We start from the raw sequence: 19,591 nt of genomic DNA, 5'->3' as shown, positions 1-19,591 counted from the left end.
ATGTTACTTGGAAATTATTTTGATGGTATCCACAAAAATTATAAAAAAACATTTTTTTCAGGTATCTCTTTTGATACTAGATCTTTAAAAAGAAATAATATTTTCTTTGCTATAAAGGGAAATAATATAGACGGGAATAAATTCATTTCTAAAGCTATACAAAAAGGTTCTAAAATAATTGTAACAGAACAAAAAATAAAAGATTACCGAAATGGAATTTTGTTTATAAGAACAAAAAATATAAGAAAATTATTAGCAGAAGTCTCATTTAAAATTTACAAAAAAATACCAAAAAATTTAGTTGCTGTTACAGGAACCAATGGAAAATCTTCAGTTGCTGAATTTTATTTTCAAATAATGAAATTAAATAAAAAAAAAGTAGCTTCAATTGGAACATTAGGAGTTAAATCAAAAAATATTAATTTAAATTTATTTAATACAACTATTGATCCAATTAAATTAGGACAGATTTTACAAAAATTAAAAAAAGAAAAAGTTGAAAATGTTATTATGGAAGCTTCCAGTCATGGACTAAAACAAAATAGATTAGATGGATTAAATTTTAAATCTGGAATTTTTACAAATTTATCACAAGATCATCTTGATTATCACAAAAATTTAAAAAATTATTTAAAAGCAAAACTTTATTTATTTGAAAATTTAATAGAAAAAAAAGGAAATATAATTACAGATAAAAATATACCTCAATATAAAACAATTAAGAAAATCTCTTCAAAGAAAAAGTTAAAACTATTAGCAATAAATTCAAAACAAAATAATTTTGAAATATTATCTCATAGATATGACAACGAAAATCAATTGATTAAAATAACACATAAAAATTTAATCAAGGAAATTAATTTAAAATTAATAGGTAAAATTCAAATAAAGAATATTTTGATGGCAGCAATGGCAGCACAAAAAAGTAATTTAAATTTTAAAAATATTTTAAAAGTCTTACCAAAATTAAAACCAGTTGAAGGTAGATTGGAAAAAATTGGAAAAATTAAAAATAATTCAATTGTTATTCTTGATTATGCACACACACCTGATGCTTTAAAAGTTTGTCTTTTAAATATTAAGGAGCAATTTCCTGATCAAAAGTTAAATCTTTTATTTGGCTGTGGTGGAAATAGAGATCAAAATAAAAGAGCTAAAATGGGCAAAATAGCAAGTATTTATGCAGATAATATCTATCTAACTGATGATAACCCTCGTTATGAAAATCCAGTAAAAATAAGAAAAGATATTAAAAAAGGCATCAATGTTAAGAAAATTACAGAAATTTCTAATAGAGGAACAGCAATATCGGAAGCAATTAAAAATTTGAAAAGCGGTGATATTTTACTAGTTGCAGGAAAAGGGCACGAAAACACACAGGAAATTGCTAAAAAGAAAATCAAATTTTCCGATAGAATAAAAATTCTAAAAGAAATTAATAAAAAAAACAAAAATTTATCCGATCAATTAAAGTTAAATATAATTCAAGAACTTTCCAACACTAAAAAATTATCAAAGTCTATTTCTATAAATAATGCGTGTATTAATTCTAAAGAAGTAAACAAAAACGATTTATTTTTTGCTATCAAAGGTAAAATAAATGATGGAAATAAATTTGTTTCACAATCATTTAAGAAAAAAGCATCATTAGCAATTGTAAATAAAATTCAAAATAATCTAGATAATAAATGGCAGATAAAAGTTAAAAACACCTTAAAATTTTTAACAAATGTTTCAAAAGTATACAGAAAAAATATTAGCACAAACATTATAGCTATTACGGGTAGTTGTGGAAAGACTACACTCAAAGAATTATTGGGAAGTGTGTTGGGAAAAATTTCAATTACAAGTATATCACCAAAGTCTTATAATAATAAATTTGGAGTTCCCTTAAGTCTTCTTAATATTAAAGAAAATGATCAATATGGAATTTTAGAAGTAGGAATGGATAAAAAGGGTGAGATTGATTATCTAACAAAAATAATTCAGCCAAATGTTGGAGTTATTACAAATATAAATTATGCCCATGCAAAAAATTTTAAAAACATAAAACAGATTGCCTTAGCAAAATCAGAGATTATAAGTAACATTAAACCAAATGGTTCTATTATCTTAAATGCAGATGATAAATTTTTCAAACTTCATAAAGAAATTTCTCAAAAGAAAAATCTTAAATTAATTTCATTTGGTATTAAAAGTAATAGAGCAGATATTAAGTTAATTGATATTAAATCGTTTGGAAAAAATTTTAAAATTAAAATTAGATTTATGAATAAAATTAAATATTTTATAACCTCTAATGACTATCAAAACAATATTTATAATATTCTATCTGCATTAGCTGTTATTAGTGTGAATTTAAATATATTTAATTTAAATAAAAATATTTTCTTGAATTTTAGAATTCCTGATGGAAGAGGGGACCATTCAATAATTAAAATAAACAATAAGAAAATAAATTTAATTGATCAAAGTTATAACTCAAATCCACTATCATTAAGTTCTGCTATTAAAAATTTTGATAAAATAAAATCAAACAAGTCTAAAAAGTATTTGTTGCTTGGAGATATGTTGGAGCTTGGTGGTTATTCCAAAAAACTTCATGAATCTATTGCTCCACTAATAAATCAAACTAAAATTGATAAAGTTTTTGTAAAAGGAAAAATGGCTTCTTTGATATATAAAAAAATATCAAATAGTAAAAAAGGTAAAATATTACGTAACAATTCTCAGATCGATGATTTGATTAGAAATGATATTAAAAACAATGATTATTTAATGATTAAAGCCTCACTTGCGACAGGTTTTAATAAGATAGTTAATGAACTAAAAGGTTTAAACTAAATGCTATACCAGTTTCTATTAAATTTTGTTGATAATTTTGGCTTTTTAAACGTCTTTAAATATTTAACTTTTAGAACAGGTTTATCTTTTTTTACATCATTAGTGATAGCTCTATTTATTGGTGGACCTTTTATAAAATTTTTTTCAAATCAAAAAATTTTTAATCCAATTAGAGAAGATGGACCCGAAGACCACATAGTTAAAAAAATTGGAACACCAACAATGGGTGGAATTATTATTTTACTTGGACTAATTATTTCAGTTATTTTATGGGCAGATTTATCAAATAATAATATTTTATTTTGTTTATACATTGCTCTTTCATTTGGATTACTTGGTGCATTTGATGATTATAAAAAAATTAAGCAAAGGAATTCCTCTGGAATTTCATCAAAGTTTAAAATAACTGTACAAATTATTTTAGCGTTACTAGGTGTAGGTCTGTTTGTTTATTTTAATGATTATCATGATTTAAATAATTTATATTTTCCTTTTTTTAAAAATTTAATAATTAATCTTGGATGGTTTTTTATTCCTTTTGCTGTATTTGTAATTATAGGTTCCTCTAATGCTGTAAATCTTACAGATGGTCTAGATGGTTTGGCAACAGTACCAGTAATATTGGTAGCAGCTTGTTTTGCATTTATAAGCTATGTAACTGGAAATATTGTTTTTTCAAGTTATTTACAAATTCCTTATATTGAAGGAACAGGTGAAGTTGCAATTTTTTGTGGTGCGATTATTGGAGCATGCTTAGGATTTTTATGGTTTAATGCCCCTCCAGCTAAAATTTTTATGGGAGACACAGGCTCTTTATCTTTAGGTGGTTCACTAGGAGCTGTAGGTATTATAACAAAACACGAGATTGTTCTAGCAATAACGGGAGGTCTTTTCGTTTTAGAAGCAGTCTCTGTAATGGTTCAGGTAATTTCATTTAAACTTACAGGAAAAAGAATTTTTAGAATGGCTCCCATACATCATCATTTTGAGAAAAAAGGTTGGCCCGAGTCCACTGTAGTTATTAGATTTTGGATTATCTCAATAATTTTAGCAATGATAGGACTTGCTACATTAAAATTAAGATAATGAAAAATAAAAAAAATATTTTTTTAAGAAAAAAAATATTAATATATGGATTAGGTAAAAGTGGAATATCTTCATATAAATTTTTAAAAAAAAAAGCAGATGTTTATCTTTTTGATGACAATCCAAAAATAAATAAAAAAATATTAAGTTTAAGTGAACTTTCAAAAATAAGTTTTGATGTAATTATTATTAGTCCAGGAATAGATATTTCAAAATGTAAATTATCAACGTTCTTGAAAAAAAATTCACAAAAAATTTATACAGATCTTGATGTTTTGTACTCATTTTATAACAATTTGAGCATAACAATCACTGGTACTAATGGAAAATCAACTACAGCAAAACTACTTCAAAATGCTTTGGTTGATCAAAAAAAAGATGCTCGATTAATTGGGAACATAGGAAACCCAGCACTTGCAGAGAAAAAAATAACAAAAAAAACGATTTTTGTGATCGAAGCCTCCTCCTATCAGCTAGATTATTCAAAGATTTTCAGTTCAAAATATAGCTTAATTTTAAACATTTCAGCAGATCACATTGAAAGACACAAGAACCTAAAAAATTATGTCAATGCAAAATTTAAATTAATCGAGTCACAAGTTAAGGGAAATTTTGCATACGTTAAAAAAAATGATTCATTAATCACCAAAAAAATTAAAAAAAATAAATTTAAGTCAAAAATTTATAAAGTTGATATCTCAAATTTGAAAAACATAATTGATAAGATTAGTAATAAATACTTTGCTTCTGACGGTAATAGAGAAAATCTTTCATTTATTTTTGAAATTGCACCTAAATTGAAACTTTCTAAAAACAGATTAATCCAAACAATTAATAATTTTAAGGGACTTGATTATAGACAACAAATTGTTTTTGATAAAAAAAATTTAACAATAATTAACGATTCTAAATCTACAAGCTTCGCTTCTTCAGAAAATATATTAAATAATTTGAATGATGTTTATTGGATTTTGGGAGGAATACCAAAAAAAAATGATAAGTTCAAATTATCTAAAATAAAATGTAAAAATATAAAAGCGTTCATTTTTGGTTCATATCGTAATAAGTTTCATAAAGTTTTGAGAAATAAATTAAAGGTTAAAAAATATAAAACTTTAAATGAAACCTTACGTGCAATTTTCTTAGAGATAAAAGATCAAGAAATTAAAAAAAATATAATTTTTTTTAGTCCTGCTGGTGCATCATTTGATAGTTTTAAAAATTTTGAAGATAGAGGAGATTACTTTAATAAAATAATTAAAAAAATAATATATGCAAAGTAATAGCATAATTTATAAATTTTATTACCAGTGGTGGAAAAATATAGACAAACCTATATTATTTTTAGTTAGCTTTTTATTCACCATTGGACTTTTTTTCTCTTTAGTGTCAACATCACTCATAGCTTCAGACAAATTAGATACCAACAATTATTTCTTTTTTTTTAAACATTTAATTTATGTAATTATCGGAGTAATTTTAATTTTTATTTTTTCATCTTTAAATCAAGATAAATTGTATAAATTTTCAATAATTCTCTTTTTTATTTCATTACTCTCTTTGTTTTTAGTACCTATAATTGGCATAGAAGTTAAGGGATCAAGGAGATGGATCGATTTATTTTTTTTACCAAGATTTCAACCCATAGAAATAGTGAAACCTTTTTTGATTGTAATTTTTGCAATTATTTTATGTAAAAAAGAAACTAATATTTTATTCAAATATTTAGCATCAACAATTTTAATGACTTTAGTTTCTTTGCTACTGATAATTCAGCCAGACATTGGCCAAACATTATTAGTAGTTTTTTTGTGGGCTGTTTTGATATTTTGCTCAGGTATTAATTTATATTTTTTGCTCACAATTTCTTCTATTGGATTAATTTTGTTGTCTTATATGATCATTTACATACCAAAATTTAATTATATTAAAGCTAGAATTTTTTCATTTTTTGATAAAGAAACAGGTACTCATAATTTTCAATCAGATAAAGCAATAGAGTCAATAACGAGCGGAGGTTTTTTTGGAAAAGGGATTGGAGAAGGAACACTCAAAAATAGAGTACCAGAAGCACATACTGATTATATTATTTCAGTAATTTCTGAAGAGTTTGGTGTGATTGCCATAATTTTAATCTTAATTTTGTTTTTAGTCCTAATTTATATGGTTTTTAAAAAAATAAGTTTTGAAATTGAGGAGCAAAATAAACTTATTCTAATTGGATCAGTAAGTTTAATTCTTATGCAGGCCACAATCCATACTGGAGTTAATATAAGATTATTTCCAACAACCGGAATGACATTACCTTTTTTGAGTTATGGTGGCTCTTCAATTGTAAGTACCTCAATATTGACAGGTATAATTTTAAACTTAACAAAAAGAAAAATATAATAGGTGAGAGAAAAAGTATTAATTTCCACTGGAGGTTCTGGAGGACATGTAATTCCAGCAATTACAATACATGACCATTTAAAAGAAAAATATGAAACAATAATCTCAACAGATTCTAGAGGATTAAAATATTTAGAAAAAAATGATTATAGATCTATTTTAATAGATACACCAAAGTTTAATAGCTTAATACTTTTTCCTTTTACATTATTTAAAGTCTTAATATTAACAATTAATTCTCTAAAAATATTAAAAAAAGAAAAAATTTCTTACTTAATTTCAACGGGTGGGTACATGTCCTTACCTTTATGTTTAGCAGCAAAAATTCTAAATATTAAAATTTTTTTAATTGAACCAAATATGGTTTTAGGAAGAGCGAATAGATTTTTTTTAAATTTTTCTAAAAAATTAATTTGTTATTCAATAAACTTAAAAAATTATCCAAAAAAATTTGAAAATCAGAAAAAAATTTCAAAACCTTTTATAAGAAAAAAATATTATGAAGCAAATTTATATAAAAAAGATGTAGATTTATTTACCATTATGATTATTGGAGGTAGTCAAGGAGCTAAAATTTTTGATACACTTATTAATGAAACAATTTTGAGTGTCTCAAAATCTTGCTTAATTAATGTAATTCATCAAACTAGCGAAAAAAACATAAACTATTTAAAAAATTTTTATAAAATTAATAATATAGAAAGCAATGTTTTTAGTTTTGATCAAAATTTAAATGAACTTATGAAGCAGTCTGATTTATGTATATCAAGGTCAGGCGCTTCAAGCTTAGCTGAAATGTCATTAATGAATGTTCCTTTTATAGCCATACCACTTCCTAGTTCTAAGGATAATCATCAATATGAAAATGCTAAATATTATTATGATAAAGATTGTTGCTGGATAATTGATCAAAAAAAATTTGATAAAAAGAAATTTGAAGAATTATTGTTAAAAATATTAAAGAAAGACAAAGATTATGTCGCAAAAAAAGAAAATCTAAAAAAATTAAATTATCAAAATACTTGGAATAATGTTAATCAAAATTTATTGGGAATTTTAAATGAAAATTGAATTAGCTAAATCAGAAGTTATTCATTTTGTTGGTATAGGTGGGATAGGGATGAGTGGCCTTTCTATGATAATGAAAAGAAAAGGTTTTAAAGTTCAAGGAAGTGATATCTCAAATAATAAAAATATTAATAGGATTAGAAAAGAAAAAATCAAAGTTTACGTTGGACATAAAAAACAGAATATAAGTAAGGCTACAATTTTGGTTGTTTCTTCAGCAATTAAACAAAATAACCCAGAATTAATTGAAGCAAAATCAAAAGGTCTACCAATATACAAAAGAGGCGAAATGCTAGCAAACATTGTGTCTCTCTCTAAAAATATTGTAGTTGTCGGATCTCACGGCAAAACAACAACTACTTCATTAATTGCATCAATTTTTCAAAATACAAAAATAGACCCGACGATTATTAATGGAGGAGTTATAAATTCAATCAATAATACAGCAAAATTAGGTAAAAGTGATTGGTCTATTTTGGAGGCAGATGAGTCTGATGGTAGCTTTATATTTATACCGCCAACTTATTCTATCATAACTAACATTGATAGAGAGCACATGGATTTTTATAATTCGATGAAAAAATTAAATAAATATTTTATTGATTTTGTTGAGAAGGTTCCATCTTTTGGAAAATCATTTATCTGTTTAGATGATAAGAATAATAAAAATTTAATTAAAAATATTAAAAAGAAAAATTTTTATACGTATGGTGAAGATCCTAAATCAAACTTTTCTATAAAAAATATAAATCAATATAAAGAATTTTCAAAATTTGATTTATTAATAAAATTACCAAATAAAAAAAATCGTTTCTTAAAAAATATAATAGTTCCCCTTTTAGGAAATCATAATATTAAAAATGCAGTTGCGGCTCTTGCAGTATCGTTGACTGTTGGAATATCAATATTTGATATAAAAAAAGGACTTAAAAATTTTAAAGGTGTTCAAAGAAGATTTAATAAGATTTTTTCTTTTAATAATGTTGATTTTTTTGATGACTATGCACATCATCCAACTGAGATAAGAGAAGTACTTAATGGGGTAACGAAAGTATATAAAGATTATGAGAAGATATGTATTTTTCAACCCCATAGAATATCAAGAGTAAAAGATTTAAAAAAAGAGTTTAGCTATGCTTTTAGAGATGCTGATAAAGTAATTTTATTTCCAATCTATAATGCCGGTGAAAAAATCAAACTCGGTTTTAGTTATCTTAGTTTTGCAAAACAAATTATTAAAAATTCGAGGGTTGAATTATTGATGATCGAGGATCAATTGCAATTAGCAAAATATGTAAAAAGTAATATTTATGGAAAAAAAATTGTTATTGGTATGGGTGCTGGTTCAATTTCAAGCTGGATGAGAGAACTACCCAAATATTTATAATGAAAACTAATTTGAAAAAACTATCAAAAGAGTTTGGTCAAAACCTAAAGCTAGACTGTGACTTAAAAAAAAAAAATTGGTTTAATATTGGTGGTAAAGCTAAAATTTATTTTAAAGCAGATAATTTAAAAGATTTAATCAAATTTTTAAAATTTATAGAAAATAAAGAAAATATCTTTGTCTTAGGTGGAGGATCCAACACATTAATAACAGACGACAAATATGACGGTGTAGTAATCAAGCTTGCAAATAATTTTAATAATTTATCAGTTCTGTCAGATGATATAATTATTGCAGGAAGTATTGTTAGTGACAAAGCATTATCAGAATTTGCATTAGAAAATAGATTAGGTGGTTTTGAATTTTTGTCTTGTATACCAGGTACAGTTGGTGGTGGAATTAAAATGAATGCTGGCTGTTTTAATAGAGAATTTAAAGATTTTCTAATTTCGATTCAAGCAGTTACTAAATCTGGCCAGGTAGTAACTATACCTGCAAAAGATATAAATTTTAAATATAGAGATAGCGGTCTATCTGATGACCTTATTTTTTTAAGCGCCTCCTTTAAAGGGTATAAGAAAGAAAAAGAATTAATCCAAAATGAAATGAATTTTTTAAAAGAAAAAAAAGAAAAAGCACAACCAACAAGAATTAAAACCAGTGGAAGTACTTTTAAAAACCCTTTAGATCAATCTGAAAAAAAGGTTTGGGAACTGATAAAAGAGTCTGTTCCTTTAGATATTTCTTTTGGTGATGCATATATTTCAGAAAAACACTGTAATTTTTTTGTAAATAAAGGTAATGCTAAATTTAAAGATATGAAGAGTTTGATTGAATATGTGTCAAAAAATGTTTTTGAGAAAACAGGTATAAAGTTAGAAACTGAAATTAAAATTTTAGAATAAATTGAAAAAAAAAATACTAATACTTTCAGGTGGAATATCAAAGGAGAGATTAATAAGTCTTGATACGGGTAAACAGGTTGCCAAAGAGCTGAAAAAAAATGGTTATAAAATTCAGATTTCTGAACCAGATAGATTTTTATCTTTAAATATTAAAAAATTTAAACCTGATATAATTTTTAATGCATTGCATGGTCAATTTGGAGAGGATGGATATATCCAAAGTATTTTAGAGAAATTTAAAATTCCATATACTCATTCTGGTGTTGTTGCTTCATCAATTGCAATGGATAAAGAAATTTCAAAAAAAATTTTTTTAAAAAATAAAATTACTACGCCAAAATTTTTTGTTTATAATTATGATTACAAATCATCTGATTTAATAAAAAAAATTAAGTCAAAACTTAAATTTCCAGTTGTGATAAAACCTTTAAATGAAGGTTCTAGTGTTAATGTTTTTATATGTAATAAATCCAATCTGATAAATAAAGTTAATTCATTAAAAGATTATAAAAAAATTATGATTGAGCAATTTATTGGAGGAAGAGAAATTCAGGTAGCAATTATGGGTAATAAAAAGCTTGGAGCAATTGAATTAAGACCCAAAAGAGCATTCTATGATTATCAAGCAAAGTACAACACAAATGCAAAAACTCAACATATAATCCCTGTTGATTTACCAAATAAAAAATTAAATCAAGTATTGAATATTGCGCATAAAGCACACAAGATTATTGGTTGTTCTGGTGTAACACGATCAGATTTTAAATATTTTGAGGGAAGATTTTATCTATTAGAAATTAACACTCAACCAGGCATGACTAAATTGTCTCTCGTTCCAGAAATAGCCTCTTATAAAGGAATAAACTTTCTAAAATTAATTGAATGGATATTAAAAGATGCATCAAAGAAAAAGTAAAAAAATCTTAATTTACTTTTTTTTATTAATAATTTTAAGTTCAGTCAGTAACCTAAACTTATATAATTCAAGTTTTGAAAATATTAAAACTATAAGTGTTATTGGTTTAAATGAAAATGATAAAAATAAAATAATTAATGATTTAAAGTATTTAAAATTAGAAAAAATTTTTTTCTTAAAAGAAGATAAAATTATAAAAATAATTCAGAGATATTCAATAATAGAAAAATTTAAAATATTTAAAAAATATCCATCAAGCCTGATTATTAATATTGAGAAAGCTAAACTTTTAGCAAAAATGCAATATCAAAATAAAATTTATTATATTGGATCAAATGGCAAATTATCAAAAGATAACTATATGAAAAAGGAATTACCGTATATTTTTGGAGCTCCTGATGTAATAGAATTTCTAAATTTTCAAAAAACTTTAGTTCAATCCAAGATTGATTACAATCATATTAAATCATTATTTTTTTTTAAATCTAAAAGATGGGATATAAAATTGAAAAACAATATTACTGTTAAATTACCAAAAAAAGTTGACAAACTAACTTTAAATAATTTGTGGACAATATTAAATGATAATAGATTTGAAAATATTAAAATAATTGACTTAAGAATAAATAATCAAATTATCTTAGATGGATAAAGATATAAAATTCAAAGCATACTTAAGTATATCTAACTCTAGATTTGAATTAAATCTTTTTGATGTCAAAAATTTTAAAAATTTATATCAAAAAAATTTGAAAATAATTAATAGTGATGATGCTATAAATTTTACTACATTAAGTAAATTTCTTGATGAAAATATTTATATAATTGAAAAATTATTTGGAAAATTTATTAACAACATTGATTTAATAATTAAAAGTAAAAAAATTAATTCATTCAATTTATCAATAAAAAAAAAAAACTATGAAAAAGATATTACAAAAAAATTTTTACAAAAATTACTGACAGATACTAGAGATTTGTTTCAAGAGAACCATCAAAATGAAAAAATTTTACATATGATAGTTAATCGATATATAATTGACAATGTTTCCTTTGAAACAATTAATGAAAATTTAAAAGCAGATCATATTTCTATCGAAGTAAAATTTATTACTATTCCAGATTTTATTACTTTTAATATTGAAAATGTTTTAAAAAAATATCATATACAACCAGATGATTATTTAGACGAAACTTACATAGAAAACTTTTTTGAAGAGGAAAATTTAAATTTTTACGAAAAAACTTATAAAATTCAGCATGGTGCTAATTTAAATGAGATTGATATAATTCCTAAAAATACTCAAAAAATTAGTTTTTTTGAAAAGTTTTTTCAATTTTGGGGTTAATCTTGTTTTATATTGTAATATTAATTGTTTTTGAATCTATATATATCAAAACTAATAATGGCGTGTGTCATATTTAACGCAAAAAACAATTAAAAATACAGTGTCATTTGATGGTGTAGGCCTTCATAGTGGTGTTAACGTAAATTTACATATTAAGCCGGCGGAACCAAATTTTGGAATAGTATTTAAAAGAATAGATTTAAAAAATAATAATCTTGTTTTTCCAAATTTTATTAATGTCTCAAATACCTCTTTAAATACAACAATTGAAAATGAGTTTGGAGTAAAAATTTCAACAATTGAACATTTGATGGGTGCATTATTTTGTTTAGGTATAGATAACGCTTTAATTGAAATTGACAATGAAGAGGTGCCAATTCTAGATGGATCTGCAAAAGTTTTTGTAGAAAAAATTCAGAAAATTGGATTAAAAGTTAGCAGCTTCCCAATTAAAATAATAAAAATTAATAATGAAGTTGAATATTCTGAAAATAGTAGATTTATATCAATTAAGCCTTCAACATTAAGTTTAGACATTGAATTTCAATTAAAATATCAAAATCCTGTAATTGGTAATCAAAAAAATTTGGTTAACGTATATGAGGATGATTTAAATGACGTATTTAATTCTAGAACCTTTTGCTTGCATGAGGATATTGAAATGATTAAAAAAAATGGTTTGGCAAAAGGTGGAAGTTTAGAGAATGCAATAGTTGTTAAAGGCAAAGAAATTTTAAATCATGAAGGTTTAAGGAATCAAAAAGAATTTGTGAATCATAAGATTCTAGATTGTATAGGTGATCTTTACACATGTGGATACAGAATTGTTGGATCAATCAAATGTGTTCGTGGAGGTCACTATCTGACTAATCAATTATTAAAAAAAATATTCTCGAAAAAAGAGAACTTTTCAATTATTGAAATCAAAGAAAAAAATCTTCCTCATAATCTTGTAAATAGAAATATTTTAAGATCCATTGCTTAAATTAAAAGATAGCTTTAAAATTATAGCATTAATAAGTATAAACAATTATGCAACTCTTCAGACCTATTTGCTGGGTATTAATTTTAATATTTCTGTCTTTTTGTTCAAAAGATGATTTAGAAAAAAATATTATTAAAGAAAATAGTCTGGAGCTTCAAGTTCTAGAAGCTTATGAAGAAGGTTTAAAATCCTTAAATGAAGGTGACGCCTTGTTTGCTGCCAAAAAATTTAATGAGGCAGAAACACTTTTTCCTCAATCTGAATGGGCTCCTAAATCTGCTTTAATGGCAGCTTATTCTTATTATGCTCAAGATTATTATTTGGACTCTATAGCTGAGCTTGAAAGATTTAAAAGAGTATATCCATTTTATAAAAATATGGACTATGTATATTATTTATTAGGTCTTAATTGGTATGAACAAATTATTGATGAAAAGAAAGATTTAGAAACTATCATTAATGCTAAGGAAAATTTTATATTCTTAATTATCAATTACCCTAATACAGAATATGCTTTAGATGCAGAGTTTAAAGTTGCTTTAATAGATGATGTTTTGGCGTCAAAAGAAATGTATATAGGCAGATATTACCTTCAAAAAAAGAAATGGATACCTGCCATAAATAGATTTAAGAATGTAATAGATGAATATGACACAACTACATATACTGAAGAGGCTTTATATAGATTAGTTGAAACATACTATAAAATTGGCTTAATAGATGAGGCTAAGAAATATGCAAATTTACTTGGTTACAATTATCTTTCCTCAAAATGGTATGAGAAATCTTATATATTATTTAATGAAAATTTTGAAAATAAATTAATTAATACTATTAAAAAAGATAAAAAAAATAAAAAATCTTTTTTAAAAAAATTTAAATCTCTTTTTGATTGAGATGAACAAAAAAAAAATTTATTTAGATTACTCAAAAAATATAAATCTATTTAAAAAATATAATAAAGCATACTATGAACAGAGTAATCCAAAAGTTACAGACGAAGAATATGATAATTTAAAAAATAAAATTTTAAATCTAGAAAAAAAATATAAATTCTTAAAATCTGATGACTCTCCACTAAAAATAGTTGGTCATAAACCATCAAAAAATTTTAAAAAATCTTTGCATAAAGTTCCAATGTTATCACTTGGTAATGCATTTTCTGAAGATGATTTAATTAATTTTGAAAAAAAAATAAAAAATTATTTATCAATAAATAATGATTTTGATATTAATTACAGTGCTGAGCCAAAAATTGATGGGATATCTGCCTCTTTAACTTATATAAATGGAGAGTTTTATAAAGGTCTTTCAAGAGGAGATGGAAAGGAAGGTGAGGAAATAACAGAAAATTTAAAGACTATAAATGATATTCCCAAAAAAATTTCTAATAAAGATTTTCCAGAAGAAGTAGATATTAGAGGAGAAGTATTTATTCAAAATAGTGATTTTAAAAATTTAAATGAAAAATTTGCAAATCCCAGAAATGCAGCATCTGGTTCACTTAGACAAAAAAATCCAGAAGAAACAAAAAAAATACCTCTAAAATTTATTGCTTACACATTTGGATATGAAAAAGGTTTAAAAATTAAAAACCAATTTGATTATCTAAAAAAATTAAATGAATGGGGTTTTAAAACAAACCCATTGAATATTTTAACCTCAGGTATCAAAAACCTGATGAAGAATTACCAAAAAATTGAAAAAAAAAGAGCTGATTTAGATTTTGATATAGATGGGATAGTATACAAGGTTAATGATTTCCACATGCAAAAAAGATTAGGAAATGTGGCTAATGCACCTAGGTGGGCAATTGCTCACAAATTCTCATCCAATAAAGCTGTTTCTCAAATTTTAGATATAGAGATACAAGTAGGCAGAACTGGTGCTTTAACACCAGTTGCAAAGATCAAGCCAATTAATATAGGAGGAGTTATAGTTTCAAATGCAACTTTACATAATGAAGATGAAATCAATCGAAAAGATATTAGAGTAGGAGATACAGCTGTCATAGAGAGAGCGGGAGATGTTATACCTCATATACTTTCTGTAGATATAAAAAAAAGGTTAAAAAACTCAAAAAAATTTATTTTTCCTGAAAATTGTCCTTCATGTGGATCAAAAACCATTAAAGAATTTAATAAGATTACAAAAAAAGTTGATGCTGTAAGAAGATGTTCTAGTGAAGGTTATTATTGCGATAAGATTTCAATTGAAAAACTAAAACACTTTGTATCAAAAGAAGCATTTAACATAGATGGTTTTGGAAAAAAAATAGTTGAAAATTTTTGGAAATTAAAATTTATAAAATTTCCTTATAACATATTTTATCTAGATTTTTCAAAAATTGAAAAATTAGAAGGTTGGGGCAAACTTTCTGTTCAAAATTTAAAATATTCAATTGATCAAAAAAAAAATATTTCTTTAGAGAGGGTAATTTATTCGTTAGGTATTAGACATATCGGATTAGAAAATGCCAAGCTTTTATCAAAACATTTTATATCATTTTCAAATTTTAAAAATTTATCTAAAGAAAGTGATTATGAAGACATGTTAAATATTGATGGTATTGGTGAAACACAAGTAAATTCAATTAAAAGTTTTTTTTCAAATGACGCAAACCTAAAAGTTTTGAATGAATTAGAAAAAGTTTTAGTGGTAAAAAATGCTGTTCAAAATTCTGATGATGGTTTATTAAAAAATAAGACTTTTTTGGTTACAGGTAAATTAAATGGAATTAGTAGAGCCGAAATTAAATCAATGATTGAAGAAAATTCTGGAAAAACAGTTAGTAGCGTCTCTAAAAAATTAAATTATTTAATTATTGGTGACAAACCAACAAAAAAGAAGATAGATAATGCTAAACAGCTTAAAATAAAAATTTTAGATCAGTCTGAATTTTTGAAAATGCTAAATAAAACTAGCTAACCACTTTCTTTCATTTTGATTTAAATATTTTGATATCTTTGAATAAACTTCTAAATGATATTTAAACAGATAGTTTTTTTCATTATTTGTTAATAAATCAAAATTTATTAAATCTCTCTCTATAGGTGCTAATGTTAAATTATGAAATAACAAGTTATTATTTGTTTTTTTAACATAAACTAAATTTTCAATCCTAATTCCATATTCATTCGTTTTATAATATCCGGGTTCATTACTTAAAATCATACCTTCTCTTATTTTAATTGTATTTATTTTTGTAATAGATTGAGGCCCCTCATGAACATTAAGAAAAAAGCCAACACCATGCCCTGTACCATGAGCATAATCTAAGTTACTTTTATTTAAAAATTTTCTTGCTCTTTTATCTATTTTTTTACCAGTATCTTGTCTATTTATATTAGTTGTAGCTACAGCAATATGACCCTTCAAAACTTTCGTAAAAACATCCTTGATGTTTTGTTTTGGTTTTGAAAAACAAATTGTCCTTGTTACATCAGTTGTTCCATATTTATATTGACCACCAGAGTCACAAAGAAAAATATCCCTCTTATTTATAACACGGCAATTTTCTTTCTTTGCACGATAATGGACAATGGCACCATTTTTGCCAGATCCAGCTATTGTATCAAAACTAGGATAAAGAAAATTTTTATTTAATTTTCTAAAATTTTCTAGTTTCTTAGCTGCTTCTACTTCTGTAATTTTTTTTTTATTAATTTTTTTTATCCAAAATAAAAATTTAGTTAATGCTACTCCATCGAAGATATGAGCATTTATCATATTTTTAATTTCAGTTTTATTTTTGATTGCCTTTAAAAGATAAATTGGATCTTCTCTTTTTATGATCTTAAATTTAGACTTAATTAAATTTTCATAAAATATTGAACAAGATTTGTCATCAATAATAAAGTTTTTTCCCTTAAGATTTCGTATTCTACTTGGTAGAGCATTTGTATCTAAAAATTCATCTCTATTAATAATTCTATTTTTTAATAATTGCTTACACTTTTTAAGATTACTTATAAGTAGTATTTTTTTTGACTTACTTACTATTAATCTTGAATTGGGAATTGGACTGTTAGGGCCATCTCCACCTCTTATATTTAAAGTCCACGCAACATTTTCTGGCGCACTAATAAAAATATAATCAGATTTATTTTTTTTTAAATGTTCTGTTATTTTATTTAATTTTGAATTAATACTTTCACCAACAATATTTTTATCTAAAGAAAAAAATGGTTTAGAGGTATGTTTTTTCTGTTTTTTAATTCCATCAATTAGATTTTTTTCAACAGATTTGATTTTGTTGTGTTTTAAAAAATAATTTTTAATTTGAGTATTGGTAAATAATTTTGGATCTATACCAAGTGTAAGATTTTTAAATAAACTGCAATTTATTAATTTTTCAAATCCATAAATTTTAAAATTTTTCCCACTCTCAATTTTACTTTGAATTGTGTATCTTCCGTCAGTAAATAAATAATTTATATTTTTAAGAATTATAGCTAGACCAGCAGATCCACTAAAATTTGAAATAACTTCTAATCGATTTAATTTTGAATATTCAGTAAAAAAATCGTCATTTTTTGGAATTACGTAGCCATCAATTCCATATTTTTTAAATTTATTTCTTAATAATTTTATATGATTCCTCATTTAATTCTCTTTTGATATCTTATCCACCCAGGACTTCTTGTTCCTTCTTCGATTTCAAAATCCTGATTAAACTCAAAATCATCATCATTGTTAGTTTCCTCTTCAAAGAAAGAATTTTTTTCTAAATGTTTTTCTGGTAATTCATCAATAAATCGCGAAGCCATACTGTCTATCCAATCTCCTTGGTAAAATCTATTCATCGAGAAAGAGATCACAGCTTTCTTCTTTGCTCTTGTAACTCCTACATACGCTAATCGTCTTTCTTCTTCTAGGCCATTTTGACCTTTTTCTTCAATAGATTTTTGATGTGGAAACAATCCTTCTTCCCATCCAGGTAAAAATACAACATCAAATTCCAAACCTTTTGCTGCATGCATGGTCATCATATTAATTTTTTCACCATCCCATTCTTGATCTACCGAGGTTGCTAAAGATACGTGTTCTAAAAAACTTTCTAGATTATCAAATTCTTTCATAGCACTTAACAATTCTTTAATATTTTCCAGTCTATTTTCATTATCTAAATCTTTTTTATTTTTAAGCATTGCTGAATAGCCAGACTCATCTAAAACAATTTGTAATAACTTTATATGATTTGATTTCTTTATAATTAAATCATTTCTCCATTTGATTAGAGAATTAATAAATAAACTAAGTCCAATTTTAGCTTTTGGCTTAATTAAATTTTGTTCAAGCATTTTGATTGATGCTCTTTCTAAATTTAAATTATTTTCCTTAGCAAACTCATGAATGCTTTTTAAGGTACTATCACCTATTGATCTTTTTGGATTGTTAACAATTCTTTCAAAAGCTAAGTCATCTTTCTCTTGATGAATCAATCTTAAGTATGCAACACAATCTTTAATCTCAGCTCTTTCATAAAATTTTGTACCACCTAATATTCTGTAGGGCATACCAATTTTCAGAAATCGCTCTTCAAATTCACGTGTTTGAAAAATGGCTCTAACTAAAATTGCAATGTTATTATAAGAGAATTTTTTTTTAATTTTTTTTTCAATTTCATCTGAAACTCCAACTGCTTCATCTTTACCATTTTTAAAACAGTTTAATTGAACTAAATCACCTTCTTCCATTGTAGTAATCAATGTTTTTCCAACTCTATTTTGATTATTAGAAATAAGGTTTGAAGCAACTGATAAAATATTCTGTGAGGATCTATAATTTTGTTCTAATCTTATTACTTTTGTATTCTCATAAACTTGGTCAAATTCTAAAAAGTTTTTAATCTCAGCACCTCTCCAGCTATATATTGATTGATCATCATCACCAACACAGCAAATATTTTTATTTTTTTCAGATAGAAGATTAAGCCATTTACTTTGAATAAAGTTTGTATCTTGATATTCGTCAACTAAGATATATTTAAAATTTTTAGAATATATTTCTCTAATATCAGCATTAAATTCTAAAATTTTAACTGTGTGTAAAATTAAATCACCAAAATCACAGGAATTTAAATCTGTTAATTTTTGTTGATATATTTTGTATAATGGAAGTACAGTTTTCTCATAAATATCTTTTTTATTTATGACTACTTCTCCAGGATAAAAACCTTTATTCTTCCATCTATCAATTATTGCGAGTATAAATTTTGGAGATAATTGTTTGATATCAATATTTTCTGCTTTGCATATATTTTTTATTAATCTAATCTGATCGTCAGTATCTATAATAGTGAAATTCGAGTTTAATTGTGCAGCTGATGCATGTTTTCTTAACAATTTCGCACAAATTGAATGAAAAGTTCCTAACCAAGAAAGACCAACAGCAGCAGATCCTAAAATTTTACTAACTCTATTTTGCATTTCTTTAGCAGCTTTATTTGTAAAAGTGACTGCAAGAATTTGATTAGGAAAAGCTTTTTTTTCCTTAATTATATTTGCTATTCTTGATGTTAGTACTTTAGTTTTTCCTGAACCAGCGCCAGCCACTATTAATAGAGGACCATCTAGATGCATTACAGCATCCTTTTGAGCTTCATTTAAACCATTTAAATATTCTCTATTTATCATTCAAAATAATGTTTTATAAGAT

The 19,591-nt window shown here is 24.6% G+C and carries 15 protein-coding genes; 13 read left to right on the top strand and 2 right to left on the bottom strand.

What is annotated here, in order from left to right; all coding sequences use genetic code 11:
- The 13 genes from ACTTA8_RS05120 (at position 1) to ligA (ending at position 15,859) form a co-directional block, all read left to right on the top strand.
- Positions 1 to 2,844 (top strand): UDP-N-acetylmuramoyl-L-alanyl-D-glutamate--2,6-diaminopimelate ligase, encoded by a 2,844-nt coding sequence (locus tag ACTTA8_RS05120; RefSeq protein ID WP_440654709.1) that lies wholly within the window; start codon positions 1 to 3, stop codon positions 2,842 to 2,844.
- Positions 2,845 to 3,930, top strand: a complete 1,086-nt coding sequence (gene mraY / locus ACTTA8_RS05115; RefSeq protein WP_440654708.1) for a phospho-N-acetylmuramoyl-pentapeptide-transferase — start codon at positions 2,845 to 2,847, stop codon at positions 3,928 to 3,930. It abuts the gene before it with no gap.
- On the top strand, positions 3,930 to 5,213 hold the full coding sequence (gene murD, locus ACTTA8_RS05110; protein ID WP_440654707.1) for a UDP-N-acetylmuramoyl-L-alanine--D-glutamate ligase: 1,284 nt from the start codon (positions 3,930 to 3,932) through the stop codon (positions 5,211 to 5,213). Before mraY ends, murD begins: the two co-directional genes overlap by 1 nt.
- Positions 5,203 to 6,321 carry an FtsW/RodA/SpoVE family cell cycle protein gene (locus ACTTA8_RS05105; RefSeq protein WP_440654706.1) on the top strand — a complete coding sequence of 373 codons (1,119 nt, stop codon included), beginning with the start codon at positions 5,203 to 5,205 and terminating at the stop codon, positions 6,319 to 6,321. The genes murD and ACTTA8_RS05105 overlap by 11 nt, the downstream gene beginning before the upstream one ends.
- Before the next feature lie 3 nt (positions 6,322 to 6,324).
- Positions 6,325 to 7,392 carry a UDP-N-acetylglucosamine--N-acetylmuramyl-(pentapeptide) pyrophosphoryl-undecaprenol N-acetylglucosamine transferase gene (locus tag ACTTA8_RS05100; RefSeq protein WP_440654705.1) on the top strand — a complete coding sequence of 356 codons (1,068 nt, stop codon included), beginning with the start codon at positions 6,325 to 6,327 and terminating at the stop codon, positions 7,390 to 7,392.
- On the top strand, positions 7,382 to 8,776 hold the full coding sequence (gene murC, locus ACTTA8_RS05095) for a UDP-N-acetylmuramate--L-alanine ligase (RefSeq protein ID WP_440654704.1): 1,395 nt from the start codon (positions 7,382 to 7,384) through the stop codon (positions 8,774 to 8,776). Before ACTTA8_RS05100 ends, murC begins: the two co-directional genes overlap by 11 nt.
- The gene (gene murB, locus ACTTA8_RS05090; RefSeq protein ID WP_440654702.1) at positions 8,776 to 9,681 is read left to right on the top strand and encodes a UDP-N-acetylmuramate dehydrogenase; all 906 of its coding nucleotides are present in this window, start codon (positions 8,776 to 8,778) and stop codon (positions 9,679 to 9,681) included. Before murC ends, murB begins: the two co-directional genes overlap by 1 nt.
- A 1-nt stretch (position 9,682) precedes the next feature.
- Complete coding sequence (locus ACTTA8_RS05085) at positions 9,683 to 10,597, top strand: D-alanine--D-alanine ligase (RefSeq protein WP_440654701.1); 915 nt, start codon at positions 9,683 to 9,685, stop codon at positions 10,595 to 10,597.
- The gene (locus ACTTA8_RS05080; protein ID WP_440654700.1) at positions 10,578 to 11,249 is read left to right on the top strand and encodes a cell division protein FtsQ/DivIB; all 672 of its coding nucleotides are present in this window, start codon (positions 10,578 to 10,580) and stop codon (positions 11,247 to 11,249) included. Before ACTTA8_RS05085 ends, ACTTA8_RS05080 begins: the two co-directional genes overlap by 20 nt.
- Positions 11,242 to 11,946: a hypothetical protein gene (locus ACTTA8_RS05075; protein ID WP_440654698.1), complete on the top strand. Its 705-nt coding sequence runs from the start codon at positions 11,242 to 11,244 to the stop codon at positions 11,944 to 11,946. The genes ACTTA8_RS05080 and ACTTA8_RS05075 overlap by 8 nt, the downstream gene beginning before the upstream one ends.
- A gap of 64 nt (positions 11,947 to 12,010) precedes the next feature.
- Positions 12,011 to 12,931, top strand: a complete 921-nt coding sequence (gene lpxC, locus ACTTA8_RS05070; protein WP_440654696.1) for a UDP-3-O-acyl-N-acetylglucosamine deacetylase — start codon at positions 12,011 to 12,013, stop codon at positions 12,929 to 12,931.
- Between the two features lie 47 nt (positions 12,932 to 12,978).
- Positions 12,979 to 13,827 carry an outer membrane protein assembly factor BamD gene (locus ACTTA8_RS05065; protein WP_440654694.1) on the top strand — a complete coding sequence of 283 codons (849 nt, stop codon included), beginning with the start codon at positions 12,979 to 12,981 and terminating at the stop codon, positions 13,825 to 13,827.
- 1 nt (position 13,828) lies between these two features.
- Positions 13,829 to 15,859, top strand: a complete 2,031-nt coding sequence (gene ligA, locus ACTTA8_RS05060) for an NAD-dependent DNA ligase LigA (protein ID WP_440654693.1) — start codon at positions 13,829 to 13,831, stop codon at positions 15,857 to 15,859.
- On the opposite strand, the gene ACTTA8_RS05055 is transcribed toward ligA, so the two are convergent.
- A complete protein-coding gene (locus ACTTA8_RS05055; protein WP_440654692.1) occupies positions 15,842 to 17,536 on the bottom strand; it encodes a M24 family metallopeptidase in 1,695 nt (564 codons plus the stop codon). The two genes, ligA and ACTTA8_RS05055, sit on opposite strands and share 18 nt — an antisense overlap.
- Entirely contained in the window at positions 17,533 to 19,569 is a 2,037-nt protein-coding gene (locus ACTTA8_RS05050; protein WP_440654690.1) for an ATP-dependent helicase, read from the bottom strand. The genes ACTTA8_RS05055 and ACTTA8_RS05050 overlap by 4 nt, the downstream gene beginning before the upstream one ends.
- Between the last annotated feature and the right edge of the window lie 22 nt (positions 19,570 to 19,591).

It is taken from the genome of Candidatus Pelagibacter sp. HIMB1506 (assembly GCF_052047935.1).
Classification (GTDB): domain Bacteria; phylum Pseudomonadota; class Alphaproteobacteria; order Pelagibacterales; family Pelagibacteraceae; genus Pelagibacter.
This window is presented reverse-complemented; position numbering and strand designations above follow the sequence as displayed.

What these genes read in the sequence shown, in the direction of transcription:
- ACTTA8_RS05120 (WP_440654709.1), top strand. Translation starts at nt 1, where the DNA reads ATGTTACTTGGAAATTATTTTGATGGTATCCACAAAAATTATAAAAAA.
- mraY (WP_440654708.1), top strand. Translation starts at nt 2,845, where the DNA reads ATGCTATACCAGTTTCTATTAAATTTTGTTGATAATTTTGGCTTTTTA.
- murD (WP_440654707.1), top strand. Translation starts at nt 3,930, where the DNA reads ATGAAAAATAAAAAAAATATTTTTTTAAGAAAAAAAATATTAATATAT.
- ACTTA8_RS05105 (WP_440654706.1), top strand. Translation starts at nt 5,203, where the DNA reads ATGCAAAGTAATAGCATAATTTATAAATTTTATTACCAGTGGTGGAAA.
- murC (WP_440654704.1), top strand. Translation starts at nt 7,382, where the DNA reads ATGAAAATTGAATTAGCTAAATCAGAAGTTATTCATTTTGTTGGTATA.
- murB (WP_440654702.1), top strand. Translation starts at nt 8,776, where the DNA reads ATGAAAACTAATTTGAAAAAACTATCAAAAGAGTTTGGTCAAAACCTA.
- ACTTA8_RS05080 (WP_440654700.1), top strand. Translation starts at nt 10,578, where the DNA reads ATGCATCAAAGAAAAAGTAAAAAAATCTTAATTTACTTTTTTTTATTA.
- ACTTA8_RS05075 (WP_440654698.1), top strand. Translation starts at nt 11,242, where the DNA reads ATGGATAAAGATATAAAATTCAAAGCATACTTAAGTATATCTAACTCT.
- ACTTA8_RS05065 (WP_440654694.1), top strand. Translation starts at nt 12,979, where the DNA reads ATGCAACTCTTCAGACCTATTTGCTGGGTATTAATTTTAATATTTCTG.
- ligA (WP_440654693.1), top strand. Translation starts at nt 13,829, where the DNA reads ATGAACAAAAAAAAAATTTATTTAGATTACTCAAAAAATATAAATCTA.
- ACTTA8_RS05055 (WP_440654692.1), bottom strand. Translation starts at nt 17,536, where the DNA reads ATGAGGAATCATATAAAATTATTAAGAAATAAATTTAAAAAATATGGA.
- ACTTA8_RS05050 (WP_440654690.1), bottom strand. Translation starts at nt 19,569, where the DNA reads ATGATAAATAGAGAATATTTAAATGGTTTAAATGAAGCTCAAAAGGAT.